This is a genomic window from Kocuria marina, from assembly GCF_000786655.1.
Taxonomy (GTDB): Bacteria; Actinomycetota; Actinomycetes; order Actinomycetales; family Micrococcaceae; genus Kocuria; species Kocuria marina_A.
Genome location: NZ_JROM01000021.1, coordinates 64,134 through 86,628, shown reverse-complemented (window position 1 = coordinate 86,628; position 22,495 = coordinate 64,134). Strand labels below are relative to the sequence as shown.

The following is a 22,495-nucleotide window of genomic DNA, read 5'->3' as shown; positions in this document are numbered from 1 at the left end:
ACCGACAATAGAGGAGTTCACATGGCGAACTACACCGCTGCCGACATCAAGGCCCTGCGCGAGCGCACGGGCGCCGGGATGCTGGACGTCAAGAAGGCCCTGGACGAGGCCGACGGTGACGCCCAGAAGGCCCAGGAGATCATCCGCGTCAAGGGCCTCAAGGGTGTGACCAAGCGCGAGGGTCGTTCCACCGCCGAGGGCATCATCGTGGCCCGCACCGAGAACAACGTGGGCTACATGGTCGAGGTCAACTCCGAGACCGACTTCGTGGCCAAGTCCGCTCCGTTCGTGGAGTTCGGTAACAAGGTGCTCGACGCCGCCGTGGCCTCCGACGCCGCGGACCTGGACGCGCTGCTCGCCGCCGAGGTGGACGGCAAGACCATCTCCGACCTCGTGACCGAGACCGGCGCGCTGCTGGGCGAGAAGGTCGTCGTGCGTCGCGTGGCCCGCGTGGCCGGTGACCACGTGGCCGTGTACCTGCACAAGACCTCCAAGGACCTGCCCGCCCAGGTGGGTGTCTTGCTGGCCGTGTCCGGTGCCGACGCCGAGACCGCCGCGCACGACGTCGCCGTGCACATCGCCGCGATGTCCCCGTCCTTCCTCTCCGAGGAGGACGTCCCCGCGGAGACCGTGGAGAACGAGAAGCGCGTGGCGGAGGAAACCGCTCGCAACGAGGGCAAGCCCGAGAAGATCATCCCGAACATCGTCCAGGGTCGCCTCAAGGGCTACTACAAGGACGTCGTGCTCGTGGACCAGGACTTCGCCAAGGACGCCAAGAAGTCCGTGGGCCAGGTGCTCTCCGAGGCCGGCGCCACCGCCACCGCGTTCGCGCGGTTCCGCGTGGGGGCCTGAGCACCCGTTCGCGGGGTCCCGCGCGCGCCGAGCGCGTGAGGCCCCCAGCGACGTCGTGACGGGAGACCGTCGCGCGTCCCGCCCTGCAGCGGCGGGGCACCACCGGGGGACCGGGGGTGCCCCGCCGCTTCTGTATGCTGGAGGGCGGTCTGCCACGGGCGGGCCGTACTCTGACCACGAATCGGCCCCCCGGGAGGATCCATGCCCAGCATCATCGAATCGGAACCCCAGGACGAGGCCCTCGGAGCGGACCGGCAAGTCCGCCGCACCGAACCCGCGCGACGCCGGGTGCTGCTCAAGCTCTCGGGCGAGGTCTTCGGCGGCGGCAGCGTGGGTGTGGACACCTCCGTGGTGCGTGAGATCGCCGAACAGATCGCCGCGACCGTGGGCCGCGTGGAGACCTCCGTGGTGGTCGGCGGTGGCAACTTCTTCCGCGGTGCGGAACTCTCCCAGGCCGGGATGGACCGCTCGCGCGCCGACTACATGGGCATGCTGGGCACCGTGATGAACTGCCTGGCGTTGCAGGACTTCCTGGAACAGTGCGGCGTGGACACGCGCGTGCAGTCGGCGATCAAGATGGAGCAGGTCGCGGAGACCTACATCCCCCGCCGTGCGATCCGCCACATGGAGAAGGACCGCGTGGTGATCTTCGGTGCGGGCGCGGGCCTGCCCTACTTCTCCACGGACACCGTGGCCGCGCAGCGCGCCCTGGAGGTGCACGCGAGCGAGGTGCTCATGGCCAAGAACGGCGTGGACGGCGTGTACACCGCGGACCCGCGCAAGGACCCGGACGCCCAGCGTCTCGCGAGCCTCACGTACGACCAGGCGATCGCGCGCGACATCCGCGTCATGGACCAGACCGCGTTCGCGCTGTGCCGCGACAACAACGTGACCATGCGCGTGTTCGGCATGGAGGGCGCGGGCAACGTGACCCGCGCGGTGTTGGGCGAGGAGATCGGGACCCTGGTCACCCCGTGAGGTCCCGCGGGTGGTCGCATCGCGCGACCAGCCGCCCCCTGCCCGTTAGAGTGGGGAGAACGAACCGTCGCCACCGGCGTCAGTACCGCCGGCCGGCCAGCTCATAAGGAGAAACACCCGTGATTTCAGATGTCCTCTCGGATGCCACGACCAAGATGGGTAAGGCGGTGGACGCCGCCAAGACGGACTTCTCCACGGTTCGTACCGGCCGGGCCAATCCGGCGCTGTTCTCGAGCCTGCTGGTGGAGTACTACGGCACGCCCACCCCGCTGCAGCAACTCGCGTCCTTCCAGACCCCCGAGGCCCGCACGCTGCTGATCACCCCCTACGACCGCAGCGCACTCAACGACATCGAGAAAGCCCTGCGGGACTCGGACATCGGCGCGAACCCCGCCAACGACGGCAACGTCATCCGCGTGGTCATGCCCGAACTCACCGAGGAGCGTCGCAAGGAGTACGTGAAGATCGTCTCCAACAAGGCGGAAGAGGGCCGGGTGTCCGTGCGCAACGTGCGCCGCCACGCCAAGGAGGCCATCGAGAAGCTCGTCAAGGACGGCGAGGTCGGCGAGGACGACGGCAAGCGCGGCGAGAAGGACCTGGACGCCGCGACCAAGAAGCACATCGACCAGATCGACGATCTGCTCAAGAACAAGGAAGCCGAACTGCTCGGCGCCTGATGGCATCGGCTGATTCCCCCGGCTCCCCGCACCGCGACACCCGCCCGCCGTCCCCCGCCCCGGCGGGGGAGGACGGGCGCGCGCACGACCCGCTGGTCTCCACGGGCTCGTTGCGACAGGTCCTCACCCGCCCCTTCCAGCGCAGCACCGAGCACAAGGCCCCCTCGCGGGCAGGCCGTAACCTCCCGGCCGCCGTGGCCGTGGCCGTCGTGCTCATCGGCGCGCTCGTCACGGGACTGTTCTTCGTTCCGCTCGTCGTGGCCCTGCTGGCCGGGACCGCGGCGGGTATCGGGGTGTGGGAGATCGCACGGTCACTGACCTACAAGGGCGTGCAGATCCCGCAGGTCCCCGCGGTGATCGCGGCGGTGCTCATGCCGCTCGCGGCGTTCTTCGGCGGCGCGGAGGCACTGTCCATGGCGCTCGTGCTCGCCGTGACGCTCGTGGTGGTGTGGCGGGCCTTCGGGCCCAAGCAGGGGATGATGCTGTCCATCATGGGCTCGGTGTTCGCGCTCGTGTGGGCCTCGTTCCTGCTGAGCACGGCGGTGCTGCTCTACCACTCCCCGGACGGGCCCCACAAGGTCCTCACGATCATCCTGCTGGCCGTCAGCTCCGACACCTTCGGCTACGCGGTGGGGGTCGTATGGGGTAAACACCCCATGGCCCCCAAGATTTCTCCCAAGAAGTCGTGGGAAGGTTTCGCCGGATCCGTGGGCGGTGCCGTGGTCGTGGGTGTGCTGTGCGCGCTCTTCCTCGTGGAGATGCCGTGGTGGCAGGGTGCGGTCCTGGCGGTCGCGATCGTGGTCGTGGCCACCGTGGGCGACTTCTCCGAGTCCATGATCAAGCGGGAGATCGGGATCAAGGACATGGGGACCCTGCTGCCGGGTCACGGCGGCGTGATGGACCGCATCGACTCCATCGTCTTCGCCGTGATCACCGGCTACGTGATCTTCGAACTGTTCACCGTCCTGGGGTGACACGGCCGCGGGTCCTGCGCCCGCGCCCCCGGGACGCACGGACGCCGCCCTGTGCGGGTCGCGTCCCGGCCGCGGAAGGGCGGGTATGAGTACTCAGCAACGTTTCGATCGCCTCGGCGAGCGGGCCTGGGGTTACGACCCCGCCCAGGTGGACGACTTCCTGGACCGCCTCGCCGCGGTCATGCGCACGACGACGACAACGCCGCCCGCCCCCGGCGCCCACGCGGACCCGGTCGCGGGCCCCGGCACGGTCGCTGAGCCGGTCGCTGACCCGGCCGATGTCACGGACCCCGTCACCGCCGAGGACTCCGTCGCGTCCGCGGACACCGCCGGGGCGACCGACGCGGCCCGTGAACCCGAGAGCGCGGAGGCGGCGCAGCGGCGTCGTCGGCTGGGCAGCCGGCAGGTGCGTGAGGGCGTGTTCGACCGCGTCAAGGGCGGTTACGACCCCGGCGCGGTGGACGCCCACCTGGACGCCGTGGAGGACGAGCTGTTCGCGCGGGAGAAGGCCGCGTTCGTGGCCGAGCACGGCACCCGGCGCTGGGAGGAGCACCTGGAGCTGTTGGCCGGGCTGCTGCTGGGGCGGCTCAACCGTCCGCACGGTGAACGCTTCCGCCGGCCGAGTTCGCACCGCACGCTGGGCTACGCCGCGGCGGACGTGGACGTGCTGTGCGACCGGCTCATGGACGCGTTGCGCGGTGAACCCGAGGTGGACCCGCGGCTCGTGCGGACGGCGGTCTTCCGACCCGCCCAGGGTCAACGCAGCTACGAGGAACAACAGGTGGACGCGTTCCTGGACCGGGCCGTGGAGTTCGTCCTGGCCCTGCGGCCGTAGCGGCGCGCGATGACGTCGAATGTATACACTGAGTGCCCGAAATTGTGAGGTGAGCTAACCAAACCGCGGATTTCAGGGGTTTCTTCGACCTTGTGACGGACATGTCTTGTGTCATTGGATACACAATGCGTACTGTGGTGATCATCACACAAGGAGGCACACATGGCGTCCACGCCCCCTGTCGACCCCAACGGTTCCACGGCAACCCAGGGCATCGACTTCCCCGCGGTCCAGCGCTCGCACGAGTTCCAGCGGTTGCGCTCGACCCACCGATCCTTCGTCTTCCCCCTGGCCGTCGCGTTCCTGGTCTGGTACCTGCTCTACGTGGTGCTCGCCATCTACGCGCCGGACTTCATGTCCACGCGGGTCGTGGGCAACGTCAACCTGGGTCTGATCCTGGGTCTGCTGCAGTTCGTCACCACGTTCGGGATCACCGCTGCGTACGTGAGCTTCGCCAACCGCAAGCTCGACCCACAGGCCACCGCGTTGCGTGAGGACCTCGAATCCACTTCCGGCCACCGGGCCGACGACCACCAGGAGGCCCGGCCATGATCGCCGTCCCCGCCGTCTCGACGCCCGCGGTGCACCTGGCGGAGACCGCCACGTCCACCGTGGGCAACCCCGCGATCAACATCTCGATCTTCCTGGCGTTCGTGCTCGTGACGCTCGTGGTCGTGATCCGGGCGTCCAAGTCCACCGCGACCGCCGCGGACTACTACGCCGGTGGCCGCTCGTTCTCCGGGACCCAGAACGGTCTGGCCATTGCGGGTGACTACCTCTCCGCGGCATCCTTCCTGGGCATCGTGGGAGCCATCGCCCTGCAAGGCTACGACGGGTTCCTGTACTCGATCGGCTTCTTCGTCGCATGGCTCGTGGCGCTGCTGCTGATCGCCGAGCCGCTGCGCAACACCGGCAAGTTCACCATGGCGGACGTGCTCTCGTTCCGGCTGCGCCAGCGGCCCGTGCGGGTCGCGGCGTCCATCTCCACCCTGGCCGTGACGTTCTTCTACCTCCTGGCGCAGATGGCCGGGGCGGGCGCCCTGGTGTCCCTGCTGCTGGGGATCGGCTCCCGGGCCGGCCAGTCCCTGGTGATCGTGATCGTGGGCGTCATCATGATCGTCTACGTGCTCGTGGGCGGCATGAAGGGCACCACGTGGGTGCAGATCATCAAGGCGTGCTTGCTCGTGTCCGGCGTGGCCGTGATGACCGTGTGGATCCTGGCCCTGTTCGGGTTCAATTTCTCGGCCGTGCTCGGCGCGGCCGTGGAGACGAACAACAACCCCGCGATGCTCGAGCCCGGGCTCAAGTACGGCGTGAGCGAGATCTCCAAGCTGGACTTCATCTCGCTGGGTCTGGCCCTCGTGCTGGGTGCCGCCGGTCTGCCGCACGTGCTCATGCGCTTCTACACGGTGCCCACCGCCAAGGAGGCCCGCAAGTCCGTGGTCTGGGCCATCACCCTGATCGGCCTGTTCTACCTCTTCACCCTGGTGCTCGGCTTCGGTGCGGCCGCGTTGATCGGCGCGGACCGGATCAAGGGTGCGCCCGGTGGCGTGAACTCGGCGGCCCCGTTGCTCGCGTACGAACTCGGCGGGTCCATCCTGATGGGTCTGATCGCGGCGGTCGCGTTCGCCACGATCCTCGCCGTGGTCGCGGGCCTGGCCATCACCGCATCCGCGTCCTTCGCCCACGACATCTACACGTCCGTGATCAAGAAGGGCACCTCGGATCCCCGCCAGGAACTGCGCGTGGCCAAGACCACCGTGGTGGTCATCGGTCTGATCTCGATCGCCGGCGGTATCGGTGCGCAGGGTCAGAACGTGGCATTCCTCGTGGCGCTCGCCTTCGCGGTGGCGGCCTCCGCCAACCTGCCCACCATCCTCTACTCGCTCTACTGGAAGCGTTTCACCACGCGCGGCGCGGTGCTGTCCATGTACGGCGGGCTGATCATCTCCGTGGTGCTCATCATCTTCTCCCCGGTGATGTCCGGGTCGGAGACCTCCATGATCCCCACCGCGGACTTCGCGATCTACCCACTGTCCAACCCCGGCATCATCTCCATCCCGGCGTCCTTCCTGCTCGGCTTCCTGGGTTCGCTCAGCGAGCGCCGACCGGAGGACCCGCGCAAGCAGTCCGAGATGGAAGTGCGCTCCCTCACGGGCGTCGGCGCGGAGAAGGCCGTCTCGCACTGACCCGGTCCACCACCCCTCGACACGGCCGCCGTGCCCGGTTTCGTCCGGGCGCGGCGGCCCGTGTAGCGTGGCTGTCTGGAAGTACACTGTGAACCAGTTCGCTGACCACATGCGGTTGCGGAACACCGCAAACGCGAACAACGAGAACCAGAGGTGGAGAAATGGGCATCATTAGCTGGATCATCCTCGGTCTGATCGCCGGCGCGCTCGCCAAGCTGATCCTTCCGGGCAAGCAGGGTGGCGGGATCATCGTCACCATCATCCTCGGCATCGTGGGCGCCTTCCTGGGCGGCTGGCTGGGTAGCTTCATCCCCGGCCTGAGCGACGGGATCAACAGCTTCAGCATCGGCACGATCATCACGTCCGTGATCGGCGCGATCATCGTGCTGCTCATCTACGGCGCCGTCGTCGGCCGCCGTCGCTGAAACACACGCGGGTCCTGAACGGGCCTTCCCCACAAGGGCGTCACCTCCGGGTGGCGCCCTTGTCGCATCTCCCGTGTCGTGCGTCTAGAGGCGTTTGCCCGGTGTCGCGCGTGCGGGGTCCGGCGCTCGCGCGATACTGGGGTCATGACTTCCTCCACCGGCATGACCCCCGATCTCGACGCCGCCACCCGGCAGGCCCCCCGCAGCCTCGTGATCCTCGGATCCACGGGATCCATCGGGACGCAGGCGCTCGACGTCGTGTCCGAGGCCGCGGGGCTGCGCCGGCCCGTCTCGGACGCCGCCCATCCGCCCTTCGAGGTCGTGGCGCTCGCCGCGGGCGCGGGTCACCTCGAGCTGCTCGCTCAGCAGGCCGTGACGTTCGGTGTCCGTGCGGTGGGCACGAGCGGTACGGCGGACGACGCCGCCCGGTTGCGTGAGCTGATCGCGGACCGGTCACGCGCGGCGTCGTCGGCGGCACCCGAGGTCCTGTACGGGCCGGACGCTGCAACCCGGATCGCGCAGTGGGAGGGTTCGGACCTCGTGCTGAACGGGATCACCGGGAGCATCGGGCTCGCACCCACCCTGGCGGCGCTGGGAGCGGGTCGGCGGGTGGCGCTCGCGAACAAGGAGTCCCTGATCGCGGGCGGTCCGCTCGTGTTGCGCGCCGCGGCGGACACGGGCCTCGAGGACGCGCTGACCCCCGTGGACTCCGAACACTCGGCGATCGCCCAGGCCCTGCGCTCCGGGACGGCCTCCGAGGTGCGCCGGCTCGTGCTCACGGCGTCCGGCGGACCGTTCCGCGGCATGACGCGCGAGCAGCTCACGCGCGTGACGCCCGAGCAGGCGCTGCAGCACCCCACGTGGGACATGGGCGTCATGGTCACCACGAACTCCGCGACCATGGTCAACAAGGCACTGGAGGTGCTCGAGGCGAGCCTGCTGTTCGACGTCCCCCTGGACCGGATCGACGTCACGGTGCACCCGCAATCGGTCGTGCACTCCATGGTGGAGTTCGTGGACGGCTCCACCCTGGCGCAGGCGTCCCCGCCGGACATGCGCCTGCCCATCGCGCTCGGACTCGGCTGGCCCCACCGCGTGACCGGCGCCGCCGCGGGATGCGACTGGACCCGGGCCGCGCAGTGGACGTTCGAACCGCTCGATTCGCAGGCGTTCCCCGCCGTGGAGCTCATGAAGCACGCGGGTTCGCGCGGCGGGACGTGGCCCGCGGTGTTCAACGCCGCCAACGAGCAGGCCGTGCACGCGTTCCACCGCGGGGCGCTCGGCTTCACGCAGATCGTGGACGTGGTGGAGCGGGTGCTCGACGATCACGACGGTCGGACCGAGCCCACGCTCGAGGACGTGCTGGGGGCGGAGGAGTGGGCCCGGGCCCGCGCCGACGAACGCATCGCGGGGATGGCGTAGGGCCCTTTCCGCGGTCGCCGGCCCACGTCAGTGCCGTGCTAGACTACCGGGCGGATGACGAGATCCGGCGCGTAGCTCTGGCTGGCCGGACGGCAACCCTCTACCGTAGCGGGGTGCCCCAGATGACCATCCGGCCGCGGTTGCAACAGATCACGGCAAGTGCGGTTCCCCGGAAACCAGCACGTGCCCGTCCTGTGCCCTCATCCAGGGGGACTGTTCGCCCCGCGAGTCCCCGTCACAGACCCCTGGAAAGGCATGATCATGCGAACCAAGCGCTTGATTCCCGTCGTGTTGGCCACCACCCTGGGCCTCACCCTCACCGCGTGCGGCGGCGGCTCCGACAACTCGGACCCGGCCGCGGACGGCAAGATCACCATCGGCATCGTGGGCTCCACCCCCGTGCAGGACGCGTTGAAGCAGGTCGCCGCGGACAACGACATCACGGTCGAGTACGTGGACTTCAGCGACTACAGCCAGCCGAACCCCGCCCTGAAGAGCGGCGACATCGACATGAACTGGTTCCAGCACATCGCGTACCTCGCGGACTACAACAACAACTCCGGGGACACCATCACCCCCGTGGGCTCCACCTCCATCTTCCCGCTGGGTCTGTACTCCAAGAGCGTGAAGTCCGTCGAGGACTTCAAGCAGGGCGACGAGATCGCCGTGCCGAACGACTCGATCAACCTGTCCCGCGCGCTGAACCTGTTGCACCAGCAGGGTCTCGTGGAGTTCACAAAGGACACGATCGCCCCCACCGAGCAGGACATCGACACCGCCAAGTCCAAGGTCACGGTCCGCCCCGTCTCCGCAGAGCAGACCGTGCTGTCCATGGACTCCGTGGCCGCCTCCGTGGTCAACAACGACTTCCTGGACCGCGCGAACATCGATCCCAAGTCCGCGCTGGCCCAGGACGACCCCACCGCGGACAGCGCCAAGGTGTACGACAACCTCTTCGCCGCGACCGAGGCGAACGCGGACAACGAGACCCTGAAGAAGGTCGCGAGCTTCTACTACGACGACAAGGTCCAGGACGCGGAGAAGACCGAGACCAAGGGCACCGCGGTGCCCACCAAGGTGGATCAGCAGGAGCTCAAGGACCTGCTGGCCCGCTACTCGCAGGACCTCAAGGAGCAGACCAAGTGAGCCCGTCCGCCACGGCGGACACCCTGGTCAGTTTCCGGGACGTGAGCAAGGTCTTCGTCACGGGGTCCAAACGCCGCCCGCGCACCGTGACCGCGGTGGACTCCGTGGACCTGGACATCCGCCGCGGTGAGATCTTCGCGGTGATCGGCTACTCGGGGGCGGGCAAGTCCACCCTCGTGCGGCTGATCAACGGCCTGGAACCCATCTCGTCCGGGACGCTCGAGGTCGCCGGTAACCGTGTGGACGGGCGCAGCGAATCCCAGCTGGCGCCCATCCGCCGCAAGATCGGGATGATCTTCCAGCAGTTCAACCTGTTCACGTCACGCACAGTGGCGGGCAACATCGATTACCCGCTCAAGCGTGCCGGGTGGAAGCCCGAGGAACGCAAGGCGCGGGTCGCGGAACTGTTGGAGTTCGTGGGCCTGACCGAGCGCGCCGGGAACTACCCCGAGCAGCTCTCGGGTGGTCAGAAGCAGCGCGTGGGGATCGCCCGCGCGCTCGCGAGCAATCCCGAACTGCTGCTCGCAGACGAGTCCACCTCGGCGTTGGACCCGGAGACCACCCAGGAGGTCCTGGGTCTGCTCAAGCGCGTCAACCGTGAGCTGGGGATCACCATCGTGTTGATCACCCACGAGATGGACGTGGTGCGGGCCACCGCGGACCGCGTGGCCGTGATGGACAGCGGTCGCGTGGTGGAGACCGGGACCACCGCGGAGGTCTTCGCCCACCCGCGGGCGCAGACCACGCGCAAGTTCGTCTCCTCGGTCATGCGCACCGTGCCGCGCGCGGACGAGATCGAGAAGCTGCGCCGGGAACACCCCGGGCGGCTCGTGCTGGTGGACGTCACCGACCAGAACCGGATCGGGGACGTGCTCTCGGACGCCGCCCGTGACGGTGTCAGCTTCAACATCGCCTTCGGGGGGATCTCCATCCTGCAGTCACAGTCCTTCGGAACGCTCACGCTGTCCCTGACCGGTTCGGACGAGTCCGTGGACCGCGCCGTCGAGAGTCTGCGCGCCGTCACCACGGTGCGGGAGGTGAGTGAGTGATGGAGTGGTCTGCTCTGGGCCCGCAGTTGCTGGACGCAACCGGGCAGACGCTGTATATGGTCTCCGTGACCCTCGTGCTGGCCGGGCTCATCGGCCTGGCCGTGGGTATGGGGCTCTACGTGACCCGGCGGGGCAGCATCCTGGAGAACGGTCCGCTGTTCACCGCGCTGAACCTTTTGGTGAACTTCGTGCGTCCCATCCCGTTCATCATCCTGCTGGCCGCCCTGGGTCAGGTCACGGAATCGGTCGTGGGCACGCGCCTGGGCCCCAACGCCGCGATCTTCACCATGACCATCGGCGCTACGTTCGCGGTGGCCCGCATCGTGGAGCAGAACCTCATGACGGTGGATCCCGGGGTGATCGAGGCCGCGCGGTCCATGGGGGTCTCACGCTGGAAGATCATCACCACGGTGATCCTGCCGGAGGCGCTCGGCCCGCTCGTGCTGGGGTACACGTTCCTGGTCATCGGCATCACGGACATGTCCGCGATGGCCGGTGCGATCGGTGCCGGCGGTCTGGGTGACTTCGCGTTGCGCCTGGGCTATCAGCGCTTCAACGACCAGGTCACGTGGGCCGCGGTGATCGTGATCATCATCCTGGTCCAGCTCGTGCAGTTCTTCGGCAACTGGCTCGCGCGCAGGATCATGCGCCGCTGACGCTCACGCGCCCCGTACCATGGCGACGCCGCCCCCGGAACATTCCGGGGGCGGCGTCGTGTTCGGCGCATCACGTGCGGCTGTAGCACGTGGGAGGAGTGGGGCACAATGGACAGTGCAACATCGCGGGGCGCGCGTCACGGGCCCCGGACGCCACTTCCTTGGGAGGCAATTCGTGACCTCGGTCAATCTCGGTATGCCCGCCGCGCCCCAACCGGTGCTCTCGCCCCGGCGCAAGACCCGCCAGATCCAGGTGGGTTCGGTGGGTGTGGGGTCGGAGCACCCGATCAGCGTCCAGTCGATGACCACGACCCCCACCACGGACATCAACGCCACGCTGCAGCAGATCGCCGAGCTCAACGCCGCCGGTTGCGACATCGTGCGGGTGGCGTGCCCGTCCCAGGACGACGCCGACGCCCTGCCCATCATCGCCATGAAGTCCCCGATCCCGGTGATCGCGGACATCCACTTCCAGCCCAAGTACGTCTACGCCGCGATCGACGCCGGGTGCGCCGGTGTGCGCGTGAACCCGGGCAACATCCGCAAGTTCGACGACCAGATCGAGGGCATCTCCCGTGCGGCGGAGGCCGCGGGCGTGTCCATCCGGATCGGCGTGAACGCGGGCTCCCTGGACAAGCGCCTGCTGCAGAAGTACGGCAAGGCCACCCCGGAGGCGCTCGTGGAGTCCGCCGTGTGGGAGGCCTCGCTGTTCGAGGAGCACGACTTCCACGACTTCAAGATCTCCGTCAAGCACAACGACCCCGTGACCATGGTGCGCGCCTACCAGTTGCTCGCCGAGCGCGGGGACTGGCCGCTGCACCTGGGTGTCACCGAGGCCGGCCCGGCCCTGCAGGGCACCGTCAAGTCCGCGACCGCCTTCGGCATCCTGCTCGGTCAGGGCATCGGGGACACCATCCGCGTGTCCCTGTCCGCGCCTCCGGTCGAAGAGGTCAAGGTGGGCAATCAGATCCTGCAGTCGCTTGGGCTGCGCCCGCGCAAGCTCGAGATCGTCTCGTGCCCCTCGTGCGGGCGCGCGCAGGTGGACGTCTACAAGCTCGCCGAGGAGGTCAACGAGGGCCTGGCCCACCTGACCGTGCCGCTGCGCGTGGCCGTGATGGGCTGCGTCGTCAACGGCCCGGGGGAAGCCCGCGAAGCGGACCTGGGCGTGGCCTCGGGCAACGGTAAGGGCCAGATCTTCGTGCGCGGTGAGGTCATCAAGACCGTTCCCGAGGACCAGATCGTGGAGACCCTGCTCGCCCAGGCCAATGAGATGGCCGAGAGCATGGAATTGGACGAGAACGGCCAGCCGGTCGAGGGCGCGCCGGTCGTGACCGCCGGGTGATCCTGCGCCGCGCCCCGCGGGTGCTCTCACCCGCCGCCGTGAACCAGTCGGCACTGGACCGCCTGCTGGCGCGGCACGCGGTGTCCGGGGTGTTCGTCGCGGCGCACGTGGCCCGGATCCGGGCCGCCCGCGGTCGGCGGCAGCCGCCCGTGATCGGTGTGGCGGACTCCTCCGGCGAGCTCGTGGGCGCGTGCTGGGCGGGAACCAACGTGGTCCCCGTGGTGCTCGACCAGACCGGGACGGACCTCGTCGCGGACGTCCTGGCCCGCGGCGGGCCCCGCTTCGCCTCGTTCTTCGGTCCCGCCGATCCCGTGCTCGGACTGTGGGAACGATTGCGGGACACGTGGCCCGAACCCTTCGACGTCCGTCCCGTGCAACCGCTGCTCGTGATGGACCGTGATCCCGCACCCGAGTTGTTCACGGGGCCCGCCCGCGATGTGCGATGGGCGCAGGACGAGGACTTCCCTCGCGTGCTGCCCGCGGCCGCGGCCATGTTCACCGAGGAAGTGGGGTACTCCCCCTTCACCACCGGGGCGGAGGGTTACCGCCAGCGAGTGCGCTCCCTCGTGCGCGATCGCAGGACCGCGGTGCTCACCGACGAGCACGGCACCGTGATCTTCAAGGCGGACATCGGGTCGCTGCACGGGTCCGTGTGCCAGATCCAGGGCGTGTGGGTGGACCCCGAGTACCGGGGGAGGGGACTGGCCGTGCCGTGTATGGCCGCGACCGTGGCGCTCGCCCGGCAGTACGTCCCGACCGTGAGCCTCTACGTGAACTCGTTCAACGCACCCGCCCTGGCCACATACCGCCGAGTGGGTTTCCGGCGGCACGGGGATTTCGCCACGGTCCTCCTGTGAGCCCCCGGGCCCGGCGTGCGCCGGTGCCGCTCAGCGATAGACTCGCGGGGATACCCACAGCTTCGATCGATCCCTTCACGGGTGGATAGGACCCCTTCATGCCCCTTCGCCTGAGCTCCCTGTTCCTGCGCACGCTGCGCGAAGACCCGGTGGACGCGGACGTGGACAGCCACAAGCTCCTGGTGCGCGCCGGGTACATCCGCCGCGCGGCGCCCGGGATCTACACGTGGTTGCCCCTGGGGCTGAACGTCCTGGGGAAGGTCGAGCGGATCGTGCGCGAGGAGATGAACGCGATCGGCGCCCAGGAGGTGCACTTCCCGGCGCTGTTGCCGCGCGAACCCTACGAGGCCACCAACCGCTGGACCGAGTACGGTGAGAACCTCTTCCGGCTGCAGGACCGCAAGGGCGCGGACTACCTGCTCGCGCCCACGCACGAGGAGATGTTCACGCTGCTCGTGAAGGATCTTTACTCGTCCTACAAGGACCTCCCGGTCTCGCTGTACCAGATCCAGACCAAGTATCGGGACGAAGCCCGCCCCCGCGCGGGTCTGCTGCGCGGGCGGGAGTTCATCATGAAGGACTCCTACTCGTTCGACATCGACGACGCGGGGTTGGACGAGTCCTACGCTAAGCACCGCGCGGCGTACGTGCGGATCTTCGAACGCCTCGGCCTGCCGGTCGTGGCCGTGTCCGCGACCTCGGGGGCCATGGGCGGATCCCGGTCCGAGGAGTTCATGCACCCCTCGTCCGTGGGTGAGGACACCTTCGTGCGCTCGGCTGGAGGCTACGCCGCGAACGTGGAAGCCGTGACGACGGTGGTCCCGGAACCGATCGACTACGCGGACGCTCCTGCGGCCCAAGTGCACCGCACCCCCGCGAGCCCCACGATCGAGACACTCGTGGAGCGCTCCAACGAGTTGCACCCCCGCGAAGGCGAGCCGTGGACCGCCGCGGACACGCTCAAGAACGTCGTGCTGTCCGTCTCGTTGCCCGGTGGTAAGCGTCAGCTCGTGGCCGTGGGCGTTCCCGGGGACCGCGACGTGGACCTCAAGCGCGTGGAAGCCGGGATCGGTGAGGCCCTCGGACAGGGCGGTGAACTCGAGGTCGCCGCCGCGACCGAGGACGAGCTGCGTGCCGTGCCCGAACTCGTCAAGGGCTACATCGGTCCGGGTCTGAGCCGCGACGACGCCCTGCTCGGTTCCGAGTCCCGCACGGGCATCCCGTACTTCGTGGACCCCCGCGTGGTGCCGGGCACCTCGTGGATCACCGGCGCGAACGTGGCCGAGACCCACGTCTACCACCTGGTCGCCGAGCGCGACTTCACGTGGGACGGCACCCTCGAGGCTTGCACCGTGCGTGACGGGGACCCCGCACCGGACGGTTCCGGGCCCCTCGAGATCGCGCGTGGCATGGAGATGGGCCACGTCTTCCAGCTCGGGCGCAAGTACGCCGATGCCCTCGGGCTCAGGGTGCTGGACAGCAACGGCAAACTCGTGACCGTGACCATGGGCTCCTACGGTGTGGGCGTGACCCGCGCGCTCGCGGCCGTGGCGGAGTTCTACCACGACGACAAGGGCCTGTTGTGGCCGCGCGACCTCAGCCCCGCGGACGTCCACGTGGTGGCCACGGGCAAGGGCACGGAGGTGCTCGAGGCCGCGGAGGAGATCGTCGCGCACCTCGAGGACGCCGGGATCAGCGTCCTGTTCGACGACCGTCCCAAGGTCTCCCCGGGTGTGAAGTTCGGCGACGCCGAGCTGCTGGGCGTACCCACCGTGCTCGTGGTGGGCCGCGGGCTCAAGGACGGGATGCTCGAGCTCAAGGACCGCCGCAGCGGGCAGTCCCGGGACATCGCGCGCGATGACGTGGTTGCCGAACTCACCGCCGAACTGCGCGGATCGGACACCCCCGCGGACGACACCCTGTAGTCCCGGCCCGGGTGTTCCGTCATGGACCTGTCCTCCCTCGCGGGCTCCGGTCTGGACTCCGCCGCCTCCGGCTTCGTCGTGCTGCTGGTGCTCACGGGTTTCGCCGCGGGGTTCATCGACGCCGTGGTGGGCGGTGGAGGGTTGCTCCAACTACCCGTGATGCTGCTGATCCCGGGCATCACACCGGTCCAGGCGCTCGCGACGAACAAGATGGGCTCGGTCTTCGGCACGACCACGTCCGCGGTGACGTTCTACCGTCGTATCCACCCGGACCTGCGCACCGCGCTGCCCATGGCCGTCGTGGCCCTCGTCGCGTCGGGGGCGGGTGCGGCCGTGGCCGCCACACTCCCGGCCGCGGTGTTCAAGCCGATCATCGTGCTCGCGCTGATCGCCGTGCTCGTGTTCACGGTGGCCAAGCCGTCCATGGGTCAGCTCACCGCGCTGCGACACACCGGCGCGCGGCACTACGGACTGGCTGTCGCGCTGGGCGCCCTGATCGGTTTCTACGACGGCGTCATGGGCCCGGGAACGGGGTCGTTCCTGATCATCGGGCTCGTATCGTTACTGGGCTACAGCTTCCTCGCGGCGAGCGCGAAGGCCAAGATCGTCAACCTGGCCACGAACGTCGGCGCCATCGCGGTCTTCGCGGCGCACGGTTCCGTCCTGTGGGGGCTGGGTCTCGTGCTCGGGCTCAGCAACATGGCCGGGGGTTACCTCGGCGCACGCACCGCGGTGGCCCGGGGCAGCGCGTTCATCCGCGTGGTCTTCTTCACGGTGGTCACAGTGTTGATCGCCAAGCTCGGGTGGGACGTCCTCACGGGTCGCTGACCGGCGCGTGCGCCGCGCGTCAGTCCCTCCCCGGTAGGGCGGGCACCGGGTGTTCGGGGTCCAGGTGCTGCGCTGTGACGGCCGTCTCCAGCAGCCCCGTGAGCAGCCAGTCCCGGTCCTCGGGCGACGACGCCCCCACGGCGGACACGAGCGCGGCGCTCGCCTCGCGCAGTGTCCCGCCCACCGCTCGGGTGGGGTCCTCCGCGAAGCCGGCGGGCAGGACGTGACCGCCCGCGACGGGTGCGGGATCGCACGACAACATCGGAGTCACCGCCGGCTCACGCAGCGTGGCATCGAGCGTGTCCGTGACCGCGTCCATGGTGCCCCTCTGTGCGGCGTCGGCCGGGATCCGCGCAGCGGCCGCCTCGGTGGTGAACCGCGCACGGTCCAGGGCCGTGACCGCGGCGAGCTGCGCAGGTTCGCACGACGACGCCGCGTCGTCGTCGGTGTCCCCGCCGTCCCCTTCCTCGGTGGGTACTTTCGATGCCGCGGGGGAACCGGCCCCCAAACCCGCCTCGCTCTCTTCTGTTCGGCGTGCGGTGGGGTCCGCGCCAGCCGGCGGTGGCTCCGCCGCCCACCACGACGCCGCGACGCTCGCGGCGGTGGCCGCCAGCTCCCCGTTCGGCGAGGTCCTGGCGACGTCCTCGAGCCGGGCTGCGGCGTCGGCCAGTGAACTCGGCGGGGCCCCGGTACCGCGTGCCTCGAGGTGGCGGGCCTGGGAGGGAGTTGCCGCGGGACCGAACGCGGCCTCCTGATCCGCCAGGACGGCGTCGGGAAGGACCGAGGGATCGGGGTCCAGGTCTGCACGCACGGACGCGATGGTCGCGCGCGCGCCGAGGCGTGCGGCGTCGTCGTCGGGCAACGGGCGCCAATGAGCCCACAAACCCGCGGCGAGCACGAGCACCAGGACCAGGGTGAGCGCCACGGCCAGAACGCGCCAGGCGCTGGCGGGGGGTGCGGGCGAGCGAGAACTCACGAATTCCTCCGGGGGACGGGTCTGTTCCATGATAGGGAGCAGCACGCAGGACGAACGCGGCGCGGTGACCCCGCGAGCCGCACGAGGAGGACGGACATGACGACAGTGGACGAGACGCGCATCCGCGCGAGCGTGGAACCGGTGGTCGAGGCCGCCGGGCTCTTCCTGGAGCAGTGCGAGTTCACGGGCCAGGGCGGGAACCGGATGCTGCGCGTGCTCGTGGACCTGCCGGACGGTACGGACTCTCTGAGCCTGGATCGCGTGGCGGAGGTGGCGCGGCAGGTCTCCGACGCCCTGGACCGCGACGACCCCGTGCCCGGCCCGCCGTACGAACTCGAGGTGTCCTCGCCGGGGGCCACGCGCGACCTGGAGACGCCGCGGCACTGGCGGCGCAGCGTGGGCCACCTCGTGCGGATCCGGCCCGCGGAGGGGGAGCGCTACTCGGCGCGGCTGCTCGAGGCGCACGAGGACCACGCGGTGGTCCAGCGCTGGCACCAACCCAAGAAGGGCATGCCGGTGAAGTACCTGGACCCCGAGCGCGTGGCCTACGCGGACGTGCGCGGTGCCAAGGTGGAGGTGGAGATCTGACGTCCCCGCGGGGATGTACGATAGCCGGAAGAACACGAGACAGACCCATGCAGCAGCGCTCCGCACCCCGCGTGCGGCGCGCTGTTTGGTTCCCGGCCCCGAATACGGTGCGGAACCCCCGCGTGGTGCGAAGGAAGGCCGGACACATGGACATCGACATGAGCACCCTGCGCTTGCTGGAACGCGAGCGCGACATCCCCGTGGACGTGCTGATCCCCACGATCGAACAGGCCCTGCTGCTCGCGTACATGCGCTCGCCGGGGGCCATCAACGGTGCCCGCGCCGAGGTCGAGCGTCGCAGCGGGCACGTGACCATCTGGGCTCCCGAGCTGGACGAGAACGACGAGCGCGTGGGCGAGTTCGACGACACCCCGTCCGGTTTCGGTCGTATCGCCGCAGCGACCGCGCGCCAGGTCATCCTGCAGAAGCTGCGGGACGTCGAGGACGACAACGTCCTGGGCCACTTCAAGGGCCGCGAGGGGGAACTCGTCTCCGGGCAGATCCAGCAGGGCAACAACCCCAAGATGGTCCAGGTGAACCTGGGCACCGTGGAGGGACTGTTGCCGCCGCACGAGCAGGTCCCCGGGGAGCGCTACGAGCACGGTCAGCGGATCCGCGCGTTCGTCGTGGAGGCCAAGCGTGGGTTCAAGGGCCCGTCCATCACGCTGTCCCGCTCCCACCCGGACCTGGTGCGCCGACTGTTCGAGATGGAGGTGCCGGAGATCGCGGACGGTTCCGTGGAGATCGTGACCCTGGCGCGCGAAGCCGGCCACCGCACCAAGATGGCCGTGGCCGCCAAGCGTCCCGGGGCCAACGCCAAGGGCGCGTGCATCGGTGACATGGGTTCGCGCGTGCGCGCGGTGATGAACGAGCTCGGTGACGAGAAGATCGACATCATCGACTACTCCGACGATCCCGCCCGGTTCATCGGCAACGCCCTGTCCCCGGCGCGGGTGTCCCGGGTGAATGTGCTGGACGAGGGTGCCCGCTCCGCGCGCGCCGTCGTCCCCGACGCCCAGCTCTCCCTCGCGATCGGCAAGGAGGGGCAGAACGCCCGCCTGGCCGCGCGGCTCACGGGGTGGCGCATCGACATCGTCCCCGAATCCCGCGCGACGGATCGCTGAACACCCCCAGGATTCGGGGGAATCCCGCGCGGCGCGCTAGACTTTGCTCTGATCAGGTCGACCATCGTCCTTCCGCGCGGTTCCGTGCCGCCTGAAAACCGGACGACGGGTCATGAGGAGCGGGGATGAGCGTCAACAGTCTTCGCACCTGTGTGGGGTGCCGAGAGGTGAGCCCTCCTGATCAACTCGTCCGCGTGACGATGGAGGACACACCGCAGGGCCCCCGGGTCGTGGCGGATCTTCACCGCCGAGCGGGAGGCCGAGGAGCCTGGGTGCACGCCACCCGGCAGTGCGTTGCCATCGCGGTCCGCAAACGGGCGTTCCATCGCTCGTTCCGTACCGCCGTGACCACGGACGACCTCGAGCAACAGCTGCGCGTCCTCCTGCCGGTGCAGGAGGACGAACACCAGGAAAGCGAGTCAGAAGCCCATGGAAAACCGATGAGTGCCGGCCGATGAGTGCCTTCGAGTACTCAACCCGCGGCCACGCGGGACGCACGTGTGCGTCCGGTGGCCACGTCAACGGAAAATAAGCGGTTCGTACCTGTTTCGGTGCGGACCGAGACAGGAGAACAGTGGCCAAGCCCCGTGTCCACGAGCTCGCGAAAGAGCTCGGAATCACGTCCAAGGAAGCTATTTCCAAACTTCAGGAACTCGGCGAATTCGTTCGCGGAGCGTCCTCCACGGTAGAACCGCCCGTGGCCAAGAAGCTGCGTTCGGCATACCCCGCCGGTGGCGATTCCGCCGCGCAGTCCAAGAACTCCGCCGGGGACAACTCCGGCAAGCCCGCGCAGCAGGGCGCCAGGAAGCCCGCGGAGAAATCCTCCGCGCCCAAGCCCGGGGGCAGGGTCCAGTCCAAGCCCGCCGGTTCCGACGCCGCGGCCAAGCCCGCTGCCGGATCCGCCGCGCCGACCCCGGGTGCCCCCAAGGCCCCCGCGAAGTCGGCGTCCGAGTCCCAGGCCTCCGAGACCCCGGTCGCGAAGCCCGCTGCCTCCAAGCCCGCCGCCTCCGACTCGGCCACGCCGCGCAGTGCGGCGACCCCGGGTCCCCGTGCCAACGCCCCCAAGCCCGGTAGCGCCAAACCGGGTCAGTCCGCACCGCGTCCGGGGAACAACCCGTTCGCATCCCAGCAGGGCATGGGCCGCGGTTCCGACGGTGGTCAGCGTGCGCCGCGTCCCGGCCAGCAGCGCTCGGCCAAGCCCGGAGCACCGCGTCCCGGTAACAACCCGTTCGCGTCCCAGCAGGGGATGCGTTCGAGCAATGCCGGTCAGGGCGGACCCCGTCCCGGCGGTCCCCGCCCGGGTGGTCCCCGCCCCGGTGGCCCGCGCCCAGCACAGCCGGGTCAGGGCGGACCCCGCACGGGTGCTCCCCGGCAGGGTCAGAGCGGTCCCCGTCCGGGCGGTCCCCGCCCCTCGCCGAACATGATGCCCGGTCACACCACGGGTGTGGCCCCGATCGGTAGCCGTCCGGCTCCGGGCGGTGGCCCGCGTCGCGGTGGTGGCGGTCCCGGTGGTGGACCCGGCGGCGGCGGTGGTTTCCGCGGCCGCGGTGGCCGCGGTGGCACGCAGGGTGCCTTCGGTCGCGGTGGTGCCCGCGGCAAGCACCGCAAGTCGAAGCGGGCGAAGCGCCAGGAGCTCGAGCAGATGAGCGCACCCGCCGTTGGCGGCGTGTCGGTTCCCCACGGCGACGGCAGCACTGTGGTGCGGCTGCGCCGCGGTGCCTCGCTCATGGACTTCGCGGAGAAGATCAACGCGAACCCGGCGTCGCTGGTGACCGTGCTCATCCACCTGGGTGAGATGGCCACGCAGACCCAGTCCCTGGACGAGGACACGTTCCAGCTGCTGGGTGCCGAGCTCGGTTACCAGATCCAGGTGGTCTCCCCGGAGGACGAGGAGCGCGAGCTGCTCGAGTCCTTCGACATCGACCTCGAGGCGGAGCTGGAGGCCGAGGGCGAGGACGTCCTGGCCCCGCGCCCGCCGGTGGTCACCGTCATGGGTCACGTGGACCACGGTAAGACCCGCCTGCTGGACGCGATCCGTAACACCAAGGTGATCGAGGGTGAGGCCGGTGGCATCACCCAGCACATCGGTGCGTACCAGATCTCCACCGAGGTGGACGGTCAGGAACGGCTCATCACGTTCATCGACACCCCGGGTCACGAGGCGTTCACCGCCATGCGTGCCCGTGGTGCCCAGGTCACGGACATCGCCGTGCTCGTGGTCGCCGCGGACGACGGCGTGATGCCGCAGACCGTCGAGGCGCTCAACCACGCCCAGGCGGCGAACGTGCCGATCGTGGTGGCCGTGAACAAGGTCGACAAGCCGGACGCCAACCCGGAGAAGATCCGCGGTCAGCTCACCGAGTACGGCCTGGTGCCCGAGGAGTACGGCGGCGACACCATGTTCGTGGACGTCTCCGCCCGCGAGAACCTGCACATCGACGACCTGCTGGACGCCATCGTGCTCACGGCGGACGGCGCTCTGGAACTGCAGGCGAACCCGGACAAGAACGCCCGCGGCGTTGCCATCGAGGCCAACCTGGACAAGGGCCGCGGCGCGGTGTGCACCGTGCTGGTCCAGTCCGGCACGCTCACCGTGGGCGACTCGATCGTGGCCGGTGCCGCGTACGGTCGCGTGCGCGCCATGTTCGACGAGATGGGCCGCACCGTGGAGGCGGCGCTGCCGTCCCGCCCGGTGCAGGTGCTGGGTCTGTCCTCCGTGCCGCGCGCGGGTGACACGTTCCTGGCCACCCAGGAGGAGCGCACCGCGCGCCAGATCGCCGAGAAGCGTGAGGCCGCGGACCGCAACGCCCAGCTCGCCAAGCGCCGCAAGCGGATCACGCTCGAGTCCTTCGACGAGGCCGTGGCCGAGGGCAAGATCGACACCCTCAACCTCATCATCAAGGGTGACGTGTCCGGTGCCGTGGAGGCGCTCGAGGACTCGCTGCTCAAGATCGACGTGGGCGAAGAGGTCCAGCTGCGGGTCATCCACCGCGGCGTGGGTGCGATCACGCAGAACGACGTCAACCTGGCCACGGTGGACAACGCCGTGATCATCGGCTTCAACGTCCGTCCCGCCGAGCGCGTGACGGATCTGGCCGAGCGCGAGGGCGTGGAGATGAAGTTCTACTCCGTGATCTACAACGCGATCGACGACGTCGAGAGCGCGCTCAAGGGCATGCTCAAGCCGGAGTACGAGGAGGTGGAGCTCGGTACCGCCGAGATCCGCGAGGTCTTCCGCTCGTCCAAGTGGGGCAACATCGCCGGTGCGTACATCACCAAGGGTGTGGTGCGCCGCAACGGCAAGGCCCGCCTGGTGCGCGACGGCAACGTGGTGCAGGACAACCTCACCATCGATTCGCTGCGCCGGTTCAAGGACGACGCCACCGAGGTGCGCGAGGGTTACGAGTGCGGTATCGGACTCGGTTCCTTCAACGACATCCGCGAGGGCGACCTCATCGAGACCTGGGAGACGCGCGAGAAGCCGCGCGACTGACGGGCCCCCGCGGCCGGTGCACTCACGCGAGCGCACCGGCCGCGACCACGTGACAGCGGGTCCGGGTGCCCGCGTGATTCCCACGAGGATCACGCGGGCACCCCGCCCGCACCGCGGTCCGTTCCGCACGGGCGGATCGCACCGGGTGGCGCGTCACGG

Annotated in this window: 21 protein-coding genes and 1 riboswitch; of the genes, 20 read left to right on the top strand and 1 reads right to left on the bottom strand. The window is 69.4% G+C overall.

The window, feature by feature from the left end; translation table 11 throughout:
- Positions 1–21: 21 nt before the first annotated feature.
- The 16 genes from tsf to AS25_RS06120 all read left to right on the top strand — a co-directional run bounded on the left by tsf (position 22) and on the right by AS25_RS06120 (position 16,155).
- Complete coding sequence (gene tsf / locus AS25_RS06195) at positions 22–852, top strand: translation elongation factor Ts (RefSeq protein WP_035963542.1); 831 nt, start codon at positions 22–24, stop codon at positions 850–852.
- A gap of 201 nt (positions 853–1,053) precedes the next feature.
- On the top strand, positions 1,054–1,830 hold the full coding sequence (gene pyrH, locus AS25_RS06190; protein WP_035963541.1) for a UMP kinase: 777 nt from the start codon (positions 1,054–1,056) through the stop codon (positions 1,828–1,830).
- A 119-nt stretch (positions 1,831–1,949) separates the two neighbouring features.
- On the top strand, positions 1,950–2,507 hold the full coding sequence (gene frr, locus AS25_RS06185; RefSeq protein WP_035963538.1) for a ribosome recycling factor: 558 nt from the start codon (positions 1,950–1,952) through the stop codon (positions 2,505–2,507).
- On the top strand, positions 2,507–3,481 hold the full coding sequence (locus AS25_RS06180; protein WP_035963536.1) for a phosphatidate cytidylyltransferase: 975 nt from the start codon (positions 2,507–2,509) through the stop codon (positions 3,479–3,481). Before frr ends, AS25_RS06180 begins: the two co-directional genes overlap by 1 nt.
- Before the next feature lie 85 nt (positions 3,482–3,566).
- Positions 3,567–4,316 carry a DivIVA domain-containing protein gene (locus AS25_RS06175; protein ID WP_035963534.1) on the top strand — a complete coding sequence of 250 codons (750 nt, stop codon included), beginning with the start codon at positions 3,567–3,569 and terminating at the stop codon, positions 4,314–4,316.
- A gap of 162 nt (positions 4,317–4,478) precedes the next feature.
- Positions 4,479–4,868, top strand: a complete 390-nt coding sequence (locus AS25_RS06170; RefSeq protein ID WP_035963533.1) for a DUF485 domain-containing protein — start codon at positions 4,479–4,481, stop codon at positions 4,866–4,868.
- Entirely contained in the window at positions 4,865–6,505 is a 1,641-nt protein-coding gene (locus AS25_RS06165) for a monocarboxylic acid transporter (protein ID WP_035963531.1), read from the top strand. The genes AS25_RS06170 and AS25_RS06165 overlap by 4 nt, the downstream gene beginning before the upstream one ends.
- 161 nt (positions 6,506–6,666) lie before the next feature.
- Complete coding sequence (locus tag AS25_RS06160; protein WP_035963529.1) at positions 6,667–6,930, top strand: GlsB/YeaQ/YmgE family stress response membrane protein; 264 nt, start codon at positions 6,667–6,669, stop codon at positions 6,928–6,930.
- Positions 6,931–7,092: 162 nt separating this feature from the next.
- The gene (gene dxr / locus AS25_RS06155) at positions 7,093–8,352 is read left to right on the top strand and encodes a 1-deoxy-D-xylulose-5-phosphate reductoisomerase (RefSeq protein WP_052160758.1); all 1,260 of its coding nucleotides are present in this window, start codon (positions 7,093–7,095) and stop codon (positions 8,350–8,352) included.
- A 53-nt stretch (positions 8,353–8,405) separates the two neighbouring features.
- Positions 8,406–8,520, top strand: a riboswitch (SAM riboswitch).
- 93 nt (positions 8,521–8,613) lie between these two features.
- On the top strand, positions 8,614–9,498 hold the full coding sequence (locus AS25_RS06150; protein WP_035963880.1) for a MetQ/NlpA family ABC transporter substrate-binding protein: 885 nt from the start codon (positions 8,614–8,616) through the stop codon (positions 9,496–9,498).
- Positions 9,495–10,547 carry a methionine ABC transporter ATP-binding protein gene (locus AS25_RS06145; RefSeq protein ID WP_035963527.1) on the top strand — a complete coding sequence of 351 codons (1,053 nt, stop codon included), beginning with the start codon at positions 9,495–9,497 and terminating at the stop codon, positions 10,545–10,547. Before AS25_RS06150 ends, AS25_RS06145 begins: the two co-directional genes overlap by 4 nt.
- The gene (locus AS25_RS06140) at positions 10,547–11,203 is read left to right on the top strand and encodes a methionine ABC transporter permease (RefSeq protein WP_035963525.1); all 657 of its coding nucleotides are present in this window, start codon (positions 10,547–10,549) and stop codon (positions 11,201–11,203) included. Before AS25_RS06145 ends, AS25_RS06140 begins: the two co-directional genes overlap by 1 nt.
- A 175-nt stretch (positions 11,204–11,378) precedes the next feature.
- The gene (gene ispG, locus AS25_RS06135; protein WP_035963522.1) at positions 11,379–12,545 is read left to right on the top strand and encodes a flavodoxin-dependent (E)-4-hydroxy-3-methylbut-2-enyl-diphosphate synthase; all 1,167 of its coding nucleotides are present in this window, start codon (positions 11,379–11,381) and stop codon (positions 12,543–12,545) included.
- 38 nt (positions 12,546–12,583) lie between these two features.
- Positions 12,584–13,402 (top strand): GNAT family N-acetyltransferase, encoded by an 819-nt coding sequence (locus AS25_RS06130; protein WP_253270494.1) that lies wholly within the window; start codon positions 12,584–12,586, stop codon positions 13,400–13,402.
- Positions 13,403–13,500: 98 nt separating this feature from the next.
- Entirely contained in the window at positions 13,501–15,327 is a 1,827-nt protein-coding gene (locus tag AS25_RS06125; RefSeq protein ID WP_035963516.1) for a proline--tRNA ligase, read from the top strand.
- Between the two features lie 21 nt (positions 15,328–15,348).
- Positions 15,349–16,155, top strand: coding sequence for a sulfite exporter TauE/SafE family protein (locus AS25_RS06120; RefSeq protein WP_035963513.1), 807 nt, complete (start codon positions 15,349–15,351; stop codon positions 16,153–16,155).
- Positions 16,156–16,174: 19 nt separating this feature from the next.
- Here AS25_RS06120 and AS25_RS06115 read toward each other — a convergent pair whose 3' ends face one another.
- Complete coding sequence (locus AS25_RS06115) at positions 16,175–17,131, bottom strand: hypothetical protein (protein WP_156960916.1); 957 nt, start codon at positions 17,129–17,131, stop codon at positions 16,175–16,177.
- Between the two features lie 96 nt (positions 17,132–17,227).
- Here AS25_RS06115 and rimP point away from each other — a divergent pair, with 96 nt between their 5' ends.
- From rimP to infB, 4 genes are all read left to right on the top strand, one after another.
- Complete coding sequence (rimP, locus tag AS25_RS06110) at positions 17,228–17,719, top strand: ribosome maturation factor RimP (protein ID WP_035963505.1); 492 nt, start codon at positions 17,228–17,230, stop codon at positions 17,717–17,719.
- 146 nt (positions 17,720–17,865) lie between these two features.
- On the top strand, positions 17,866–18,843 hold the full coding sequence (gene nusA / locus AS25_RS06105; protein ID WP_035963501.1) for a transcription termination factor NusA: 978 nt from the start codon (positions 17,866–17,868) through the stop codon (positions 18,841–18,843).
- 125 nt (positions 18,844–18,968) lie between these two features.
- Positions 18,969–19,301 carry a YlxR family protein gene (locus tag AS25_RS06100; protein ID WP_035963498.1) on the top strand — a complete coding sequence of 111 codons (333 nt, stop codon included), beginning with the start codon at positions 18,969–18,971 and terminating at the stop codon, positions 19,299–19,301.
- 116 nt (positions 19,302–19,417) lie between these two features.
- Entirely contained in the window at positions 19,418–22,336 is a 2,919-nt protein-coding gene (infB, locus tag AS25_RS06095; protein ID WP_035963495.1) for a translation initiation factor IF-2, read from the top strand.
- Positions 22,337–22,495 lie beyond the last annotated feature (159 nt).

Coding starts and splice junctions, on each gene's coding strand:
- AS25_RS06175 (WP_035963534.1), top strand. CDS start 3,567: ATGAGTACTCAGCAACGTTTCGATCGCCTCGGCGAGCGGGCCTGGGGT.
- AS25_RS06160 (WP_035963529.1), top strand. CDS start 6,667: ATGGGCATCATTAGCTGGATCATCCTCGGTCTGATCGCCGGCGCGCTC.
- nusA (WP_035963501.1), top strand. CDS start 17,866: ATGGACATCGACATGAGCACCCTGCGCTTGCTGGAACGCGAGCGCGAC.
- AS25_RS06125 (WP_035963516.1), top strand. CDS start 13,501: ATGCCCCTTCGCCTGAGCTCCCTGTTCCTGCGCACGCTGCGCGAAGAC.
- AS25_RS06165 (WP_035963531.1), top strand. CDS start 4,865: ATGATCGCCGTCCCCGCCGTCTCGACGCCCGCGGTGCACCTGGCGGAG.
- pyrH (WP_035963541.1), top strand. CDS start 1,054: ATGCCCAGCATCATCGAATCGGAACCCCAGGACGAGGCCCTCGGAGCG.
- AS25_RS06180 (WP_035963536.1), top strand. CDS start 2,507: ATGGCATCGGCTGATTCCCCCGGCTCCCCGCACCGCGACACCCGCCCG.
- dxr (WP_052160758.1), top strand. CDS start 7,093: ATGACCCCCGATCTCGACGCCGCCACCCGGCAGGCCCCCCGCAGCCTC.
- rimP (WP_035963505.1), top strand. CDS start 17,228: ATGACGACAGTGGACGAGACGCGCATCCGCGCGAGCGTGGAACCGGTG.
- AS25_RS06120 (WP_035963513.1), top strand. CDS start 15,349: ATGGACCTGTCCTCCCTCGCGGGCTCCGGTCTGGACTCCGCCGCCTCC.
- AS25_RS06150 (WP_035963880.1), top strand. CDS start 8,614: ATGCGAACCAAGCGCTTGATTCCCGTCGTGTTGGCCACCACCCTGGGC.
- AS25_RS06100 (WP_035963498.1), top strand. CDS start 18,969: ATGAGCGTCAACAGTCTTCGCACCTGTGTGGGGTGCCGAGAGGTGAGC.
- tsf (WP_035963542.1), top strand. CDS start 22: ATGGCGAACTACACCGCTGCCGACATCAAGGCCCTGCGCGAGCGCACG.
- AS25_RS06140 (WP_035963525.1), top strand. CDS start 10,547: ATGGAGTGGTCTGCTCTGGGCCCGCAGTTGCTGGACGCAACCGGGCAG.
- AS25_RS06170 (WP_035963533.1), top strand. CDS start 4,479: ATGGCGTCCACGCCCCCTGTCGACCCCAACGGTTCCACGGCAACCCAG.